This window comes from Candidatus Woesearchaeota archaeon, assembly GCA_030651135.1.
In the GTDB taxonomy this organism is placed as follows: domain Archaea; phylum Nanobdellota; class Nanobdellia; order Woesearchaeales; family JACPBO01; genus JACPBO01.
Window position 1 is genome coordinate 109,313 of record JAUSCS010000009.1, and the last position, 17,686, is coordinate 126,998.

24 protein-coding genes and 1 tRNA gene are annotated in these 17,686 nt (G+C 37.3%); 19 read left to right on the top strand and 6 right to left on the bottom strand.

Features of this window, described 5'->3' with window-relative positions:
• Positions 1-82: 82 nt before the first annotated feature.
• The 3 genes from Q7J54_05145 (at position 83) to Q7J54_05155 (ending at position 1,645) form a co-directional block, all read left to right on the top strand.
• Positions 83-394, top strand: coding sequence for a hypothetical protein (locus Q7J54_05145; protein ID MDO8740927.1), 312 nt, complete (start codon positions 83-85; stop codon positions 392-394).
• Between the two features lie 70 nt (positions 395-464).
• Entirely contained in the window at positions 465-1,133 is a 669-nt protein-coding gene (locus tag Q7J54_05150) for a nucleotidyltransferase domain-containing protein (GenBank protein MDO8740928.1), read from the top strand.
• Positions 1,130-1,645, top strand: a complete 516-nt coding sequence (locus tag Q7J54_05155; GenBank protein ID MDO8740929.1) for a DUF4416 family protein — start codon at positions 1,130-1,132, stop codon at positions 1,643-1,645. The genes Q7J54_05150 and Q7J54_05155 overlap by 4 nt, the downstream gene beginning before the upstream one ends.
• A gap of 3 nt (positions 1,646-1,648) precedes the next feature.
• Here Q7J54_05155 and Q7J54_05160 read toward each other — a convergent pair whose 3' ends face one another.
• Entirely contained in the window at positions 1,649-2,494 is an 846-nt protein-coding gene (locus tag Q7J54_05160) for a GGDEF domain-containing protein (GenBank protein ID MDO8740930.1), read from the bottom strand.
• 116 nt (positions 2,495-2,610) lie between these two features.
• Here Q7J54_05160 and Q7J54_05165 point away from each other — a divergent pair, with 116 nt between their 5' ends.
• The 4 genes from Q7J54_05165 to tmk all read left to right on the top strand — a co-directional run bounded on the left by Q7J54_05165 (position 2,611) and on the right by tmk (position 5,583).
• Positions 2,611-3,444 carry a PHP domain-containing protein gene (locus Q7J54_05165; protein ID MDO8740931.1) on the top strand — a complete coding sequence of 278 codons (834 nt, stop codon included), beginning with the start codon at positions 2,611-2,613 and terminating at the stop codon, positions 3,442-3,444.
• Position 3,445: 1 nt separating this feature from the next.
• Positions 3,446-3,550 (top strand) — tRNA-Arg (locus Q7J54_05170).
• A gap of 48 nt (positions 3,551-3,598) precedes the next feature.
• Positions 3,599-4,960: a thymidylate synthase gene (locus Q7J54_05175; GenBank protein MDO8740932.1), complete on the top strand. Its 1,362-nt coding sequence runs from the start codon at positions 3,599-3,601 to the stop codon at positions 4,958-4,960.
• Positions 4,961-4,962: 2 nt separating this feature from the next.
• The gene (gene tmk / locus Q7J54_05180) at positions 4,963-5,583 is read left to right on the top strand and encodes a dTMP kinase (protein MDO8740933.1); all 621 of its coding nucleotides are present in this window, start codon (positions 4,963-4,965) and stop codon (positions 5,581-5,583) included.
• Here tmk and Q7J54_05185 read toward each other — a convergent pair.
• The 5 genes from Q7J54_05185 to Q7J54_05205 all read right to left on the bottom strand — a co-directional run bounded on the left by Q7J54_05185 (position 5,580) and on the right by Q7J54_05205 (position 8,436).
• Positions 5,580-6,293, bottom strand: a complete 714-nt coding sequence (locus Q7J54_05185; protein MDO8740934.1) for a radical SAM protein — start codon at positions 6,291-6,293, stop codon at positions 5,580-5,582. The genes tmk and Q7J54_05185 overlap by 4 nt on opposite strands.
• Positions 6,294-6,471: 178 nt before the next feature.
• A complete protein-coding gene (gene dut / locus Q7J54_05190) occupies positions 6,472-6,894 on the bottom strand; it encodes a dUTP diphosphatase (protein MDO8740935.1) in 423 nt (140 codons plus the stop codon).
• Between the two features lie 89 nt (positions 6,895-6,983).
• Complete coding sequence (locus tag Q7J54_05195) at positions 6,984-7,475, bottom strand: HD domain-containing protein (protein ID MDO8740936.1); 492 nt, start codon at positions 7,473-7,475, stop codon at positions 6,984-6,986.
• Positions 7,468-7,908: a hypothetical protein gene (locus Q7J54_05200; GenBank protein ID MDO8740937.1), complete on the bottom strand. Its 441-nt coding sequence runs from the start codon at positions 7,906-7,908 to the stop codon at positions 7,468-7,470. Before Q7J54_05200 ends, Q7J54_05195 begins: the two co-directional genes overlap by 8 nt.
• A 150-nt stretch (positions 7,909-8,058) precedes the next feature.
• Positions 8,059-8,436, bottom strand: a complete 378-nt coding sequence (locus tag Q7J54_05205; GenBank protein MDO8740938.1) for a hypothetical protein — start codon at positions 8,434-8,436, stop codon at positions 8,059-8,061.
• Positions 8,437-8,563: 127 nt separating this feature from the next.
• On the opposite strand from Q7J54_05205, the gene Q7J54_05210 reads away from it, so the two are divergent.
• From Q7J54_05210 to Q7J54_05265, 12 genes are all read left to right on the top strand, one after another.
• Positions 8,564-9,484 carry a hypothetical protein gene (locus Q7J54_05210; GenBank protein ID MDO8740939.1) on the top strand — a complete coding sequence of 307 codons (921 nt, stop codon included), beginning with the start codon at positions 8,564-8,566 and terminating at the stop codon, positions 9,482-9,484.
• Between the two features lie 47 nt (positions 9,485-9,531).
• Positions 9,532-10,281, top strand: a complete 750-nt coding sequence (locus Q7J54_05215; GenBank protein MDO8740940.1) for a slipin family protein — start codon at positions 9,532-9,534, stop codon at positions 10,279-10,281.
• 11 nt (positions 10,282-10,292) lie between these two features.
• A complete protein-coding gene (locus Q7J54_05220) occupies positions 10,293-10,958 on the top strand; it encodes a hypothetical protein (GenBank protein ID MDO8740941.1) in 666 nt (221 codons plus the stop codon).
• A gap of 48 nt (positions 10,959-11,006) precedes the next feature.
• Positions 11,007-12,104, top strand: a complete 1,098-nt coding sequence (gene prf1, locus Q7J54_05225) for a peptide chain release factor aRF-1 (GenBank protein ID MDO8740942.1) — start codon at positions 11,007-11,009, stop codon at positions 12,102-12,104.
• Position 12,105: 1 nt separating this feature from the next.
• Positions 12,106-12,771 (top strand): hypothetical protein, encoded by a 666-nt coding sequence (locus Q7J54_05230; protein ID MDO8740943.1) that lies wholly within the window; start codon positions 12,106-12,108, stop codon positions 12,769-12,771.
• Between the two features lie 53 nt (positions 12,772-12,824).
• Complete coding sequence (locus tag Q7J54_05235; GenBank protein ID MDO8740944.1) at positions 12,825-13,679, top strand: stage II sporulation protein M; 855 nt, start codon at positions 12,825-12,827, stop codon at positions 13,677-13,679.
• A gap of 62 nt (positions 13,680-13,741) precedes the next feature.
• A complete protein-coding gene (locus Q7J54_05240) occupies positions 13,742-14,140 on the top strand; it encodes a translation initiation factor IF-5A (GenBank protein MDO8740945.1) in 399 nt (132 codons plus the stop codon).
• A gap of 2 nt (positions 14,141-14,142) precedes the next feature.
• Complete coding sequence (locus Q7J54_05245; GenBank protein ID MDO8740946.1) at positions 14,143-14,304, top strand: 50S ribosomal protein L40e; 162 nt, start codon at positions 14,143-14,145, stop codon at positions 14,302-14,304.
• A gap of 2 nt (positions 14,305-14,306) precedes the next feature.
• A complete protein-coding gene (locus Q7J54_05250; protein MDO8740947.1) occupies positions 14,307-15,521 on the top strand; it encodes a site-2 protease family protein in 1,215 nt (404 codons plus the stop codon).
• Positions 15,522-15,595: 74 nt separating this feature from the next.
• Positions 15,596-16,432, top strand: coding sequence for an aldo/keto reductase (locus Q7J54_05255; protein ID MDO8740948.1), 837 nt, complete (start codon positions 15,596-15,598; stop codon positions 16,430-16,432).
• A 42-nt stretch (positions 16,433-16,474) separates the two neighbouring features.
• Positions 16,475-17,170 (top strand): RNA methyltransferase, encoded by a 696-nt coding sequence (locus Q7J54_05260; GenBank protein MDO8740949.1) that lies wholly within the window; start codon positions 16,475-16,477, stop codon positions 17,168-17,170.
• 60 nt (positions 17,171-17,230) lie between these two features.
• Entirely contained in the window at positions 17,231-17,686 is a 456-nt protein-coding gene (locus Q7J54_05265; GenBank protein ID MDO8740950.1) for a hypothetical protein, read from the top strand.

Genomic DNA, 17,686 nt, shown 5'->3' on the forward strand with positions numbered 1-17,686 from the left:
CAGAATAGTATGTTATGATTAACGGAAAAATATGTTAACATTAACAGAAAGATTTAAATATCCGGACATCACAAGATAGAACATGACGACAGAAGAAGAGCATGAAACCATTCAGGATGAGCTCGAAGAAGATCTGAATGAAAAAATCAGCAGAGGCATTATAGGGAAGCGGCAGAAACTAATCGGCTTTTCAACATCAGAAGCGTCAGCCAATCTTTTTGCCAGATTGTTGCATAAACTAAACTTGATCAGCCCGGGTTTTAATGTGAATCATAGGTTTTTTGCATCGGTGGAGAGGGCAAAAGAAAAGTTTGGTTTTGAGTTTCAAAACAAAGCTAAAATTCTTGAGCTTTTGGTAAAGCAGGAGAAGTACAGGGACATGCTGTGCTACTGAAAAAACAAAGATGAGTCCCTTGCAAAAGAAGCCATAGGAAATTACTTCAATTTAAAAGAGCTGATTGAAAATGAGCTGGAAAAGAGCGGTAAAAATGAAGAGGAATGAAATATTTTCATACATTGGTGATTTTTTATCTGTTTTGTATTTTAAAAAGGATTTTTTAGATAAAATAAATAATGTCATATTGTTTGGTTCTGTCGCCAGAGGAGATTTTGATAAGGACAGCGATATTGATCTTTTCATTGATGTAAAAGACAGAATAGAAGTAAAAAACACGGAAGAGATTGTAGACTCGACAATAAACGAGTTCGAAATAAAAGCAAGGGAAGTCTGGCATATACGCAATATCAAAAACCCAATAAAATGCGTTATCGGGGCACTAAAGGACGAAAAGTGGAGGGAGCTTAAGAAAGAGATTCAGTCTTACGGCATTGTGCTTTATGGCAGCTTCAAAAGCGGTTATGAGAATCTTGAATCGCACAGCTTGTTCGAATACTCGCTTAAGGATTTCAAGCAGAAAGACAGGGTTGCTTTCTTGAGGGAGTTGGTAGGATATAAATCGAGGAAAAAGAAGAAAACATACGTTCATGAGGGTCTGATTAAAAAAATAAGCGGCGTAAAACTGGAAAATAACAACATAATAGTTCCGTCAAAAGAAGCCGTTGTTGTGCAAAAATTTTTTACAAAGAAGAAAGTAACACCCAAGATTACAGAGATTTGGGTCAGAGAAAAATGAAGATTATCACAACAGCCCATCCGGCAAAGCTTCTCATCGGCATCATGTTCTCGGATAAGAAGCTCTATAGCAATGCCATGAATGATCTAAAATCCAGATTCGGCGATATTGAAGCTGAAAGCAAGGAATATGAATTCTCAAAGATAACTGATTATTACGCAGATGAAATGGGCAGCAGGATTTTAAAAAAATTTTTAGTTTTTAAGAATAAAATAAATAAAGATGATCTGGCAGGAATAAAATTATTCACAATAGAAGTAGAAAACAAATATAAGAGATACAAAAAAAGAAAAGTAAACATTGATCCGGGCTGCCTGACAAATGATTCCCTAGTCCTGGCTTCTTTCAAGAAAGGCACAAATTACAAGGAGCAGATAAGCGAGAGGGTTTATGCGCACAAAGTGCTGGAATTCAGGAAAAATGAAGCAATCATGTTTTGGCATACGTTTCCGGATTATAGGGAGAAAAAGAATCAGGATTTTATCAAGAAGATAATCACATCTTTAATATGAGACTTAAACACGGCCTTTTCTATCTTTCTTTTCAACATAATTTATGCTTGGATCGAAAAAGTGGAAATTAAGTATGCCTTTTTCAGTCTTGGCAGGGTTGGTTTTTGCATAGTACATTGCTTTATCACCATGATCTTTAAGCTCTTCCTTATTCTCGGCATCTTTTTCGTAGAATGACATTCCCAAGCTGACGCTAACTGCTGCTTGCTTATCTGGGTGTTCAAGCCCAATCTTCTTCTGCACATAACTGTTGATCTTGGCGGTCAGGTTCATCAGAAAATCATTTGGGTTTTGCATATTAAAGGGATCAAATACAAGTATAAATTCATCGCCGCCCACTCTTGCCTTCAAATCTGTATCCCTCGTATATTCTTTAAGTGCGCCAGCAACGTATTTTAGCACATCATCGCCGAATTTATGGTCATATTTGTCATTTGCTTCTTCTTTAAATCTATTTATATCAATAAACACCAATGCAACATACTTGCCCAATGCTTTGTATCCTTCTCTATTTGCTCTCTTTATGCACCTCTCAATGCCGCTGTTATACCCTTTTACATTTGTCAATCCTGTAAGCTCATCAGTTGTAGTTGATTCCTCTATTTCATTTGAGGCTTCCTTTTCTTTACCTATGATATAGCCTTCCAGCCCTCTTTCCAGAATTGGATGAATATCTCCTATAAGAGCGTCATTTTTTATTGTTTGGCACAGTCTGAGTAAATCAAAATTGCTGTTTAATTGCTTCTGCCACTTTAAAACATCATCATAGCCTATAGGCTTCTGATCTCTCTTTAATTTTTCATATTCCCCGATTATTACACTTAACCTGTCGTCTGTATCTTTATCCATTTTATCCCTTAATAACCAAGCACAGCTACTATATAAATCTTTCTATTTTATAGTCACTTTTAAGTAGTTATTTTATTTGATAAACCTTTATAAGCAAGCTTTCACCGCAGAAATATATGCTGATAAAGGCAAGAGTTGACTTCAAAAAGCCCAATTTGAAGGCGCTGAAAAGAAAGAAATTCACAGTTGCTGACATGCATGTTCATTCAAGGTATTCTGACGGCGTTAATAAGATAAAGCGCATAATGAACAGGGCCAAAAAGCTTGGAATTGGCATAGCGATAACAGACCATAATGAAATCAGGGGTTCGATAGAAGCCCATAAAAGCAGAAAAGTTTTTGTTATTCCTGGCATTGAAACAAGCTCAAGTGAGGGGATCCATGCATTATTTTATTTTTACACAATAAAAGAGCTTAAGAATTTTTATAACAGCATTGTTCTCCCAAACAAAGTAAAGAGAGACTTCTTTTTGAGAATAAGCTTAAGAGACATCGTAAAGGCATCTTCTAAGTTCAAGTGCATAATGGCAATTGCGCATCCTTATGCCCCTGGCTGGACAGCGATGTTCAATAAGATTCACAGCAAAATCGTAAATAAAAATCTGATAAACTGCTTTCATGCAGTTGAAGTTTTATCTGCCTGTAATCTAAGGAAAAGAAACTTAAGGGCATTAGACCTGGCTGAGAGAATAAAAAAGCCCATAACTGCAGGATCAGACGCCCACACATTAATGGAAATAGGAAAAGCAGTCACTTATGTAAAAAAAGAGCAAGGTTTAAATGGGTTCTTAAATTCTATTCTAAATAACACCAACTTTGTTGTTGGAAAGGAAAGAAGATTTTTGCCTAATGCCGCCTCGCAGACACTTAAAGTAAGGAAACATTTAAGAAAGCCGTATGTTCTGCTTAAAAGAGGAGTACGGTATTTCAGGGCAATTTCAAGAAGATAGTGCCCCTATAGTTCAGCCTGGATAGAATTTGGGTTTGCGGCAAAGCGAATCTGGGATTTGCTGATGTAAACAACCTAAGACCGGAGTTCAAATCTCCGTAGGGGCGTATAAACATTTAAATATAGTGTTATGTTAATATACGTGGGGGGCAATAATGAAACTAGTCACAATCGGCTATGACAATTTCCTGAAAAAAGATGTAAAAAAAATAAACTTTGAAAGCAAGGATCTCCCTAAAGTCCAGCTCTTCAACACAGCCGACGTAATAGCAGGCAATCCTAATTCTAACATTGCAATAGCATTTGTTTACAACTGGAAAACAGATGTTGCCCCTGAAAATATAAGAAATTTGTTTCAAAGGCTCTCAAATTATGCTGCGCTGACTGGCTACTGGCGCACTACAAATGGGGCAAGGTATGCATTTGCAAATATCCTTTCAAACCCGAACATAAACAAGCTTCTATTGCTTGTTTTTGAAAGCGAAGATAATGGCCATCTCTTAGTCGATGCCTTGAGAAACTTCTGGAAAAACGGCATTAATGACAACAATGTTATAATCAGCTCAAAAGCGCCGAATCCAAAATTCGAGCAGGTGCCGAAAGAAGCATTGGAAAGAATAAGGCAGCAGGCAGATTTACTGATTTTAAAGAATATAAAAAATAATTATAATGAAATTGAATCCTTATTGAAGGAATTAATCCAAGAGCCGGAAAATGCAATCAGCTTAAATGAATTTCAAAAATTAAATCTTGAATTCCACTCAAACACTATAAAAAACGATATGTTTTATGACGATGGAGCAAGGTTTGAAGAGCCTTTTATTCTGGATCTTTCAAGCTCTGCCCAGAATGTCAAGTTTGAGCAGAAAAACCTCATTGCATCTGTAGGCCAGTCAGTGCAAGCCAATAACCTTAAAGATGCCTTGGAAAACACAGTGGCGTTTATCTTAAAAAACGGCTCTACAATACTCGATCAAAGAAACATCATAACAATTGAATGCAGGTCAATAGCAATAACCATTTTATGCCCTCTTGAAAAAATCCCGGATAATTTTTCAAAAGAATACCTGGACAAATACCTTGATGAATTCCTCAATGGCAGGGGAGAAAAACTCGACGAATTCGTCTATACATACCATGAGAGGATTTTTAAAAAATGGGGCAACCAGCCTGAAAAAATCATTGCTCTGCTAAAGCAAAATCCGAATACAAGAAGGGCATTAATAACATTGTGGGATCCGAATGATGATCTGGGAAATGAAAGCCCTCCGTGCCTTGACTTCATATGGGCTGTTATAAGGGACAATGCTTTGGAATTCCATGTCGTCTATAGAAGCCACCATATTGCAACTGTCACAGAAGATGGAAAATTATTGCCCGGAGAGGGCGCTTTTGTCCCGAATATTTATGCAATTGCTTCACTGCAGCAGAATATGGCAAAAGCTTTAAATATCAAATCTGGTCCATTGGTTTTGACAGACTTCAGCGGCCATTTGTATGTGAGCAGAATAAGGTAAAAATGCAAAAAGGAATCTTCATTGTTTTCGACGGAATGGATGGAACTGGCAAAAGCACCAATTTGTACAAGTCAGCAGAATACATCTTCGAAAAAACAAAGCAGTACACTCATTTATTATTGACAAGAGAGCCGACTTATTCCCCTTATGGGCAGGAATTAAGGAAAATGCTTCGTGAGGAAAAAGATCCGCTAAAGAATGCCAAGATGTGCTTTGAGCTTTTCATAAAAGACAGGAAGCACCACGTTGATAATATGATCGCCCCGGCACTTAAATCAGGCCAGATTGTTCTTATGGACAGGTATAAATATTCAAACATTGCATTCCAGCAGACTCAGGGGATAGATAAAAAAGAGCTGATCGAGGCAAATGCAAAGTTCATAGTTCCTGATTTAATTATAATCCTGGATCTGGACCCTGAAGCTTCATTGGCCAGGATAAAAAACAGAAGCGAAACAGAGAAATTCGAAAATCTTGAATTCATGAAAAAGCTGAGGCATAATTTTTTGAATTTAAAGAAAGATCTTCCAAACGAGAACATTGTAATAATAGACGCTTCTAAGTCAAGGGAAGAAGTTTTCAATGAGATAAAAAAGGAACTGGATAAAGTATTGCCTTATTAAACTTCAATCCTCAGATTCGGATTCTTCTTCAGGCAGTAAGCTTTCAGATTCTCAAGAAACTCTTTTGATGGTGATTTGATATTCTCAAATTTTGGATCAACTGTCTTATCATCTGAGCTGAACTGCTGCAGCCTCCACATGCAGTTGATCTCTTTTATCTCGTCCCCGATTTTAGCAATATCCTCTTTTTTATAAATAAGCGACGGCACAATTGTTGTTCTTATCTCAACATCAACTTTCGATTCGTTCTCCTTCAGAATCCTAAGGGTTTTTTTGATGTTTTCAATTATTTCTTTTGTTTTTTTAAAAAAAGTATTTGATCTTGTCGCATTTTCAAATATGCTCTCAATCAAAGGAGCTTTAATATCCAGTTTTATCACATCAGCCAGTTTCTTGTTTATCAGCTCCAATATAACATCCGGATTGCTGCCATTGGTTTCAAGAATGTTTTTTTTATTTAGTTTTTTACAGAAAGACATTAATTCGATTAGCGCATCTTTCTGAAGGCATGGTTCTCCGCCGGAAAAAACAACATAACCTGACTTGCTTGCTTTAATGTCTTTTTTTATGATCTTTAAATCATTCAGGAACCTTTTGTCAAAATTCACAAGCTCAGCCTTGCTGCAGAAAGGGCATTTGAAATCGCAGCCTGCAAAATTAACAGTGCAAAGATCCTTCTTGACAACTATATCGCTGATATACCCCTCCATAAGGCACAGAAATAGCTGTTTGTTTTTATAATTTGTTGTTTTAAAAACTATTCTTCAACTGCTTTCTTAGCATCTTCCTTCTTATCAAAAAACCCTTCCAGTGTTTTGTTGTTAACTATGGTCTTGTAGCTTATCTTTTTTGTCTTCTCTTTGTCCTTCATTAAAATCACCTCTTTTTTTACAGCCCTGTGCTTCCGAATCCCTTTTCATTCCTTGTTGTCTCATCCAATGCTTCAACTTCTTCAAGTTCAGCCTTTTCAACTTTCTGCACAAGCATCTGGGCTATCTTCATCCCTTTTTTGATTATAAAATCCTCTTTTCCAAGATTAACCATTACAACCTTTATCTCCCCCCTATATGAAGAATCAATAACTCCGCCTTTTGTCTTAATGCCATTATTCAGCGCAATTCCGCTCTTGTCCCAAACCAAGCCCACATAGCCATTTGGAATTGCAATCTGCACTCCTGTCTTGATTGCAGCCCTTTCGCAGACTTTCAGAATAAAATCCTCATCAGAGTAAAGATCCAAGCCGGCATCCCCTTCATGCGCGTATGAAGGCAGTTTCGCATCTTTGCTTAGCTTTTTTATTTTTATTTTCATAGGAGAACAAAAATAAAGCATTCATCTGCATTTAAATACATTATCAAAGTTTAAAATATAGTATGGAAAGGGTATTTTGAAGTTAAAAATTAATTCAGGTTATTTTTGATTTCGCTGTACAGCCTTGGGCAGATTCTTTCAGCCAAAGGCAGATAATACTTCTCACAAAAATACTTGAACCTCTCTGCCTTCTCATTGCTCAATGCCGAGCCTATATTGCCGGAATTATGCGCAACATCCGCCAGCTTAATCAACTGCGCCCTTCTGTCTGTATTCAGAAATCTTTTTACGTATTCTTCTTTGTTGTCGCACTTTGTCAATATTTTTACAAGATCAGCAATTTCCTCATTGAATTCTCTTGCTATTTCATCCAAGCTTACATTGCAATCTTCTGCAACATCATGAAGCCATGCAACTGACAAGGTTATGTCATCATTGACTCCCATCATTTTAAGGATCTTTACAACACCCCCGGGATGTGTTATGTAAGGCACATCTGAAGGGTATTTTCTATACTGGCCCTGGTGTTTTTCTATTGCAAATTCTTCTGCTTTTTCCAAATGCATTTCCATTTTAATCATCCAATATTCTTTTGTGTCCTTTAGGGCATTCCCCTTTTGTGTAATCGGAGAAACTCCCATCAAAAATCGAGTTAAGTTGCCAGTGATCATGGCAATAAACTTTCTTGCAATCAGGGCAATATCCATCAAGGCCATTGCAGTTGATAAGATATTGATGAATAAAACCAAGATCCTTTTTTTTGAAAGAAATAATAATGTCTTCAAGTTGCTTGCTTTTTATTACAAAACTTCTCAAAGCACTTGATATTCTCATCTCTTTATATTTTTTATAAATATCAACCACCGCAGCCTTTTGATCACAAACGCCGCACTTCAATAAAAAGCCATTTTCTGGCTCTTCGTTCCTTATGGCATCATAATTGGGATGCCCTTCATTTGTAGCTTTTACTCCTATGCTCGGTCTGTTTTTAATTTCAGGCAGTATCCTTGTCATTTTCATCAACCTCCTTTATGTTTTTCTGTTGCAAATCTTTCTGCTTTTTCCAAATGCATTTCCATTTTAATCACTCTGATTCTACCCCTCTGCTTCTTTCTGGGCAGTACATTAATTGTTAATTTCAATAAGCGAACGGGCTCAAAAGCATTATTCTAAATTCCAAGTATCCCCGCCAAGGTATCCTCCTTTTGGATCATATGCGTAATAAACAGTTGCAACATGTGAATCCGATGCTGATTCCATTGCTCCTCTTGTCATTTTTCTTGCTTCTCGCAATGCTTCATCTGCTGAATCATATTCTCCATGAACCCAATCGCCACCATCAAATTTATCAATTCCAAGAACCCTATATTTACCAACATCAGATTTTCTCATTCCTGCAACTCTCTGCACATTTCTTTCTAAATTTCCAAGTAACTGACTAGATGAAACTCCTAATTCATCCGCAACTTGTTTTGCTAAATCTCTTGTTGCTTTGTCAAATTTACCTTGGCAACCTATTATTTTTATTTTGGGCTTTTCCATTTTCATCAACCTCCCTGATATCTGCATGGAAAAGAAAAAATATATTCTTTTTTATTATAGTATATATTCTGGTATATTCTTATATTCTTTAGAAAGCTTTAAATACAGCCACAGCCATAGTTGCTGCATGAAAAGAAGAATAATAAAGCAGGGAGCGGCAACTTTGACTGTGTCATTGCCTTCTTCCTGGACAAAAAAATTCAGCCTTGAAGCAAAAGACGAGATAAATGTCGAGGAAGTGGGGAAAAATCTTCTTTTGTCAACAAAAAAGCCGTTCAAAAAGGAAAAAGCTGTTCTGGAAGTTTCAGCTCTGCAGAGAAAACTGCTTTACCGATACATTAATGCTTTTTATATATCGGGCATTGAAGAAATTGAGCTTTTATTCAGCGATCCTAAGAAGATGGAGTTAATACAAGACATATCGGGCTCTTTGATCGGCCTCACTGTGATAAGCCAGACAAAAAAAAGCTGCATAATAAGGGATATTGCAGACTTGAAGGAAAATGAATTTGACAATCTTTTGAGAAGGGCTTTTTTCATGATATTCCAGCTGACAGAAGACTGCCTTAACGGAATAGAAAATAAAGACAAAGCACTGCTGGAAAGCCTTGAATCAAGGGACTGGGCAATAAACAAGATTCTCTACGCCTGTTTAAGGATACTGAGCAGAAAAGGCTACAGAGATTTTGATAAAACAACCTATATTCACAGCATAATCTGGAATGTGGAAAATATAAGCGACTCGTATATAGACATTTCAAGGGATTGGTCTGCAAATAAAAAAATAACAGCCATGATAAAAAGAACAAACTCTTTATTGAGGGATGTGCATGACAATTATTACAAATTCAGCAATGAGAGTGCCCTTAAAATATACCAGAAAAGAAACGAAATAAAGGAAGAAATGGGCAGATTGTTAAAAACAAACTCTGTAGCTGAGATAAGGATCCTGTTCCATATCAAAAAGATAGTTGAATTCCTCGTGGATGTTTTGCAATTAGAATTGATAATAAATCAGTCAAAAAGCCATTCAGAACCAAACATTTAAAAATAAGCATAGCCCTATAACAAAAATCAACTAAAGAGGTGGTCTAAATGCCATATGCGCTATACGTCATTGGAGCAATAATCTTTTTTTTCTTGCTATCAGGGATCAAGCTGTTATACCAATATGAAAGAGGGGTTATTTTTACCTTAGGAAGATACAGCCATGTTAAAGATCCTGGCTTAAGATGGGTCATGCCCGTAATCCAAAATATGAGGAAGGTTGATATTCGCATCAAAACTGCAGATATCCCTCGCCAGGAAGTTATTACAAAAGACAATATTCCGCTTCTTGCAAACACAGTTGTTTATTTTAAAGTTGAAAAGCCTGCAGATGCCATCATAAAGATCGAGGATTTTGAATATGCTGTGAAACAATACACGCAAGCTGCATTACGGGATGTTATTGGCAACTCAGAGCTTGACTTTGTTTTGACAGAAAGAGAAAAGATAGCAAGCAGCATTAAAAAGATAGTCGATACAGAAACCTCAGGCTGGGGTGTTGACATAGAATCAATAAAGATACAGGAACTAGAGCTTCCGGCTGAAATGAAAAGGGCAATGGCAAAGCAGGCTGAAGCAGAAAGGGAGAGAAGGGCAGTTATTATTGCTGCTGAAGGAGAGCTGGAAGCTTCGGAAAATCTGAGAAAGGCTTCTGACAACTTATCCAAAAGCCCGGCTGCTGTTCACCTTAGAACCCTGCAGACTATACGGGACATTGCAGCAGATCCATCAGAAAAAATTGTTTTGTTTCTGCCTTCAGATACGGCAGGCCTGATTAAAAAATTCACTAAGAAATAGGAGATGCTTAAATGCTGGATCACAAAACCCGTTATTTACAGATAGCTTTCAATGACGACCTGGCATTGATAAATAGGATTCTTCCTGCAATCCCTGAAGATGACAGAATTCTGATTGAAGCAGGAACTCCTTTTATTAAAAGAGAGGGTTTTGCAGGAATAAGGAGAATTTCAGAAATATGGGGCGGCAAGATTGTTGCGGACCTGAAAACAATGGACGGCGCATTAGAAGAAGTTGACCTTGCCTATAACGCAGGAGCTTCTGCAGCAACAGTTTTGGGAAGCGCATCAGTTGAAACAAAGAATTTATTCTTGCAAAGATGCAAAGAGTTTGGCATGGATTCAATGATTGACATGATCAATGTCGAAGAGCCTTTGAAAGCCATATTAAAGTTAAAACAGCCTCCGAGAGTTGTTATCCTCCACAAAGGCAGAGACGAAGAAACAACAAGAGGCAAACTAATACAATACAAGCACATAGCCAAAATAAAGAGCAAATATGATGTTCTGATCTCTGCTGCCGGCGGTGTTGACTTAAGGGAAGCAAGAAGCGCAATCTTCAACGGCGCAAATATAGTTGTTGTGAACATCGTATCTGCAGCAGATCCCTGGACCGGGATCAGGTCAGACGAGAATGTTGCTGAGATAGCAAGGCAGTTTTTAAGAACAATTGAATAAAATGACGACATACAAACTTTTATAAATCCCTTCTCTTTCTTATCGCCTATGGCAGACGCAAAGCTGAAATTCAAGCTGAAGAAAGTAATAAAGGAATTAGATCAGTATAAAGGCAGGCATACAGAAATGGTCAGCGTCTATGTTCCGCAGGAATACGATCTCAATAAAATAATCCAGCATCTTGACCAGGAGAAAGGCACTGCCACAAACATAAAGTCAACCTCTACAAGAAAGAATGTAATTGATGCATTGGAAAGGATGATCCAACATTTAAAGCTTTTCAAAAGAACCCCGGAAAATGGCTTGGCTGTTTTTTCAGGCAATGTTGCTGAAAGGGAAGGCCAGAGCGACATAAAGGTATGGAGCCTGGAGCCGCCAGTTCCTTTAAAGATAAGAATCTACAGATGCGACAAGGAATTTGTTTTAGATCCGTTGAGAGATATGCTTGAAATAAAAGAAGTGTATGGCTTGGTTGTCATGGATAGAAGAGATGGAACAATAGCCATGCTAAAAGGAAAGGCAATTATTCCGCTTGTCAGGACTCACTCGACAGTGCCTGGAAAGTACAAGAGCGGAGGACAGAGCGCTAAAAGATTTGAAAGCAACCGTGAATTGGCAGCAAAGGAATTCTATCATAAAGTTGCTGATTATATGAAGGATCAATTTTTGACAAAAATAACCGAGCTGAAGGGTATATTGATTGGAGGCCCTGGCCCGACAAAATACGAATTAGTTGAGGGCGATTACATAACGGGCGATTTAAAAAAGAAAATAATTGCAATAAAAGACATTAGTTACACAGATGAGTTCGGCCTGCAGGAATTGCTTGATAAATGCCAGGATATTCTTGCGCAGGAGGGCATTGCAGAAGAAAAGGCAATAATGGCCAGATTCTTCGAGTTGCTGGCCACAAAGCAGGGAATGGTCGGCTATGGCAGGGAAGAAGTTACGAATGACCTGAAAATGGGCGCAGTTGATGTTCTGCTTCTGTCTGAGGACTGCGAAGATTCTGTTGTTGAAGAGTTTGAAAAAGAAGCTGAAAAAGTAGGCACAAAAGTCATGATGATCTCAACTGAAACAAGAGAGGGTGTGCAGCTGAGAGATATAGGGAAGATAGCTGCGATACTAAGGTATGAAGTAAGGTAAAATGGATCTCATTACAGACTCCTTCAAAAGGCTTTATCCTGAAAAAGAGCCTGACTTCAGTTCTTCATTAAAATATTCGGGAAGGTTCAACGGCTATAATGCAAATATAAGGTTCAACAGGCTTCTAAGAAAACTTGAAATAAACCTGAGCAAACAATGGAGGGGTGTTGACAGGGAAATTCAGATCGGCTTGATGCAATCATTGCTTTTGAAGATTTTTAAAGCTAAAAAAAAGACGATAAACATCGACATGTACAATATATTCATGAAAAAGATCCACATAGCCATCCCAAAGGTTTATTCTGATCCTGTTCTTGAAAAAAGCTTCAATGATGTAAATGAAAAATATTTTTTCAGCCTTATTGAAAAGCCAAATCTGAAATGGGGCTCTCACTCGAAAACAAAGCTAGGCTGCTATGATTATGGCAGCGACACAATTACAATAAGCAGGGTATTTGAAAAAAACCTAGATCTGCTTGATTACATAATGTACCATGAATCGCTGCACAAGAAGCACAAGTTTGAAAACAGGAATGGAAGGAATTATTCTCACACAAAAGAATTCAGGATTAGGGAGAAAGAATTTGAGAATTCTGAAATAATGGAAAAAAGGATCTCCCATCTGATATCCAGAAAAAGGGTTTTTGATGTGTTTAGATTTGCTTAAACAGCATAAAAACTAAAAACATTTATAAACCACCTTGACCAAAATTAAATATCATGCTAGAAGAGCTTTACTCGCTGGAATTCATTGAAAAGCATTCAATAATTGCATTTGTAATGGGCCTTGCTTATTCAGTTATCGGCATTGGAGCCGCGCTTATCCTGTTTCCGGAGGATCCAGCTATTGTTGCTGTCGCCTTCACTGCAATAATGATCGTGCCGACATTGAGGAAATTGCTAAAGCGCGAAGAAGAAACTGAGAGCAAGAAGGAAGGCTTCAGCTTGTTTGGATTTTTCTTTGATCATAAGACCATATTCAAGGTCTATGTATTTTTATTTTTAGGCATTCTATTGTCATTCTCGATTTTTGCCTTGGTCCTGCCAAGCCTGGCAACAAACTATATTTTCAAAAATCAGATTGATGTGCTTTACGGCGCTACAACAGGCGGCGCAGTATTCAGCTCAGGCCTGTTCAAAAGCATTTTTTTCAACAATCTTGGTGTTTTGATATTGTGCTTTATCGCCGCCTTCATCTTCGGAGATGGCGCAATCTTCCTGCTTGTTTGGAATGCTTCTGTGTGGGGCACCATATTCGGAAATCTGGCTAAAACAGCTGCCTTGAATGTGGGCCAGAATCCATTCATCTACTTCATAATTGTTTTTGTTGTTGTTTTCCCGCACATGATCCTGGAAGCATTCTCCTACTTCTGCTCAGCATCTGCAGGCGGCATTATATCAAAAGCAATAATCAAAGAAAGCTTTTTCTCAGAAAAATTCCTCAGGATAATAAAAAACACATTAATATTGTTTGTGTTTGCAGCTATAGTGCTTGTCATTGCCGTAACAATTGAAACCTATGTTCTCGGCAACGTAGAAGTCTATAAGATAATAATCCAGAGGAGCTTTTTATAAAGTGAAAACAAAAACCTTATAAATAAAACAATAACTTTCAAGTGTATTATAAAGGTGATATGATGGGAGAGATAAGGCAGGCAAACGCTGTTTCAATGAAGAAAGGCAATTACATCATAATAGACGGCGTAGCATGCGTTGTCAATGGCACTCAGACTTCGAAGCCGGGAAAGCACGGCCATTCAAAAGCGAGGATTGATGCTGAAGGCATATTGGACGGCAAAAGCAGGCAGATTGTCATGCCTGGCCAGGACATGGTTGACATTCCTATAATAGACAAAAGGACTGCGCAGGTGCTTTCAATACACGGCGATGCTGCAAATGTAATGGACTCTGAGACTTTCGAAACTTTTGATTTAAAGGTTCCGGAAGAACTAAAGGAGCAGATTACAGAAGGCGTTAATGTGCTTTATTGGACTGTTTTGGATGAAAGAGTCATGAAGCAGATAAAAACAGGTTAAAAATGGTAAAATTTCCAGAAGCTGATATGAGGATTTTCCGCAACAAGTTTGTATGCAGGAGATGCAACACTGTAATCAGCTCTTCAAATCTAAAAATAATTGCTGGCAAGATCAAGTGCAGGAAATGCCACGGAAGGGCATTCAGGCCTAAAAGGAAGAAATAAGAATGAATGTTGCTGATATTGTTTCAATAAGCGTGTTTGTATTGTTAATGGCTTTCTTCTTATACAAAAAAAGAGATAAAATTTCCATTGAAAAAATTGTTTATCCTGCGCTTTACATGATCATGTACAGGACTTCTTTCGGGCTTAAATTCATGAACAGCGTTGCAAAAAAGCGCAGAAATCTTGTGCAGTTTTTAGGCTATACCTTTATCGGTCTTGCTTTTTTAGGCATGGTCTATATATCTGTTGCAATAATTGTTGTCATAATCATGTTTTTAATAAAGCCTGCTGCTGTTGACACTGGCTTTGTTCTTGTTCTGCCGGGCACCTCAATCCCGGGCATTGGTTATTTATCATTCTGGTATTGGATAATTTCTATTTTCATCCTCGCCATTGTCCATGAATTCGCGCACGGAATTGTTGCAAGAGCGCATGATCTTGATCTTAAAAGCAGCGGATTTGCCTTTCTCGCAATATTCCTGCCTGTAATCCCAGCAGCTTTTGTCGAGCCTGATGAGAAAAAATTAGTCAAGAGAAAAGACATTGTGCAGTATTCTGTATTTGCAGCAGGCCCAATGGCAAATATTATCCTGGCTTTTATTATTTTTTTGCTGATGCCATATGTGTGGAATCCATCTGCTTATGCTCCTTTTGAAATAAAGATTACAGAGCCAGTTGGCTTCTCATTTTCTGTTCCAAACGCAACAGCTCCAAGCGCAATTGCCGGAATACAGTCAGGCATGATTTTCAATTCAATAGATAATGTGAATGGTACTGAATCACTTTTATTCTTAAGAACGATGCTCAGCCTGAAGCCAAACCAGACTGTTGTTTTAGGCAGTGTAGAAGGCAAAACTTATTCTGTTTTAACAATAGAGCACCCTGATTTGAAGGGAGCAGGCTATTTTGGCGTTAACTTAAACAGCATAAAAAATGAAAGAATGATAAAGAATGAATACAAATCAATTTCTCCTGCATATTACTGGTTTAAAGGATTGTTCAAATGGCTTTTTATACTTAACTTTTTGATCGGCCTGGCTAACTTATTGCCTCTCGGCATAGTTGACGGCGGAAGAATGCTGCAGGTTGCATTGCACAACATAATGAAGGACAAGAAGAAGGCAAACAAAGTATGGGGATTTATAACAATATTGTTCGTCCTTCTCCTTGTTGTCGGTTTGGCAGGGCATTATCTGAAAGTATGGGGATTGTTTTGAACGAAGGGCATTTAATGCCGTTAATGTGCAATCAACTTAAATAAATTTATATAGCCACTAATTTTCTTTTATTCATGCAGACCAAAAGATTGTCAAATGGCTTTAAACTTCAGGTATTGGCAATAGGCACTTATGGAATGGGTGGAGAAGATTGCAAGCCAGATTACAGCCAGGATAATAAACATATCAAAGCAATTCAAGAAGCCATAAACATGGGTTACTCGCACATTGATACTGCTGAAATCTATGGTGGAGGGCATACAGAAGAATTGGTTGGCAAAGCAATCAAAAAATTCGATAGGAAAAAATTGTTCATCACAACGAAAGTTGCCAAAGAACATCTCAAATATGATGACCTCATTAATTCTGCGAAAAAAAGTTTACAGCGCTTGAGCATAAATTATATTGACTTGTATTTAGTACATGCGCCAAACCCTGATATTTCCATTAAAGAAACAATGGAGGCGATGAATTATCTAGTTGATAATGGCCTTATAAAAAATATCGGTGTGAGCAACTTCAATTTGAAACAAATGAAAGAGGCGCAAAAATATTCAAAGCATTCAATTGTTGCCAACCAGTTAAAATATAACCTCTGGGCAAAATTTATTGACCTAAAGACTATACTGTATTGCCAGCAAAATGATATTATGGTGATTGCGTACAAACCATTTGGCAGAGGAAGTTTAACAAAAGAAAAAAGTATCCTATTATCCGCTTTAGCAAGAAAATACAATAAAACAGAAGCCCAGATAATTTTGAATTTGCTGATATCCAAAAAGAATGTTGTTGCATTATTCAAATCCGGCAATGTACAGCATCTAAAAGAGAATAAGAATATTTTTGACTTCAAATTAACCAAAGAAGAAAACAAGAAAATTGATGCGTTGATACATTATTCAGGAAAATAAAAATACGCCATATTTAAATAACCCTCATCATTCTCTTATTCTATGTTGTCAATCGTTTTGATCCAGCCAGAGTACCCGTCTAACATCGGCGCAATTGCCAGAGCCATGGCTAATTTTGATTTTAATGATCTTATTTTAATCAGCCCAAAATGCGATCATCTCGATAAAGAAGCCATATTGAGGGCAAAGCACTCTTCCTCAAAAATCCTGAAAAATGCTAAAATAAAGAATTTTTCTTATTTAAACAGCTTTGATTATCTTGTTGGAACAACTTCAAGAATAGGCACAGACTACAACATTCCGAGATCTCCTCTCGATATTGAAAAATTCTTGAAAATTTTAAAAAAAATAAACACCAAAAAATCAAAGATAGCACTTTTATTCGGCAGAGATGGCGCTGGCCTTAACAACAAAGAAATTCAGAAATGTGATTTTATCGTTGCAATTCCCACTTCTCCAAAATACGCGGCATTAAACATAAGCCATGCTGCTGCAATTCTGCTTTATGAAATCTTCAAGAATTCAAAAAACAGCAAAATAGGCGAAAACATAGCATTTGCTGATAAAAAAGACAAGGAAGTTGTTTTGAATTACGTCTTTAGAGCATTGGACAAAATGACTTTCCAGACAAAAGCAAAAAAAGAAACCCAGAAGAAGATCTGGAAAAGGGTTATCGGAAAATCAATGCTCACAAGAAGAGAGGCGTTTGCTCTGTGCGGCTTCTTTAAGAAAATATAACCACCAGAAAGTGACAAAAAACCGAAAGATTTAAATAGTAGCTCTTATATGATATTAAGCATGAAAGGGCGCTATTTAGGATTGGCAACAGCATTAGCTTTTTTCGGATATCTGAATAGTGCCAATGCTAACATTCCCGCCATCAAATCAAATGAAAAAGAACTCGAAATTGATTATTCTGAAAAATCTGGGACTATTGAAAATTTAACAGATATTGTTTTACCTAAGGCGCTGGAAAGCACTATACCAGAACTCTTAGGAACTAAATGGCATTACTTGGGGAAATATGTTGTTGGGAAAAAACTCTATTTTGACCTAAATGACTTTTTAGGTGGAAAGGTAGAGGCAGCAGAATCATCTTCACCAAATTTCGATGTTAAAAATGGCATCATAGATCATAAACTGGATAAATTCGACACAACACCTGAAGGTCTTCGTACAATTATAGAAATACGTTATCTTAAAGATGGCAAGAAAGGCAGGGCAATATTTACCTGTCATATAGCAGAGAAATAA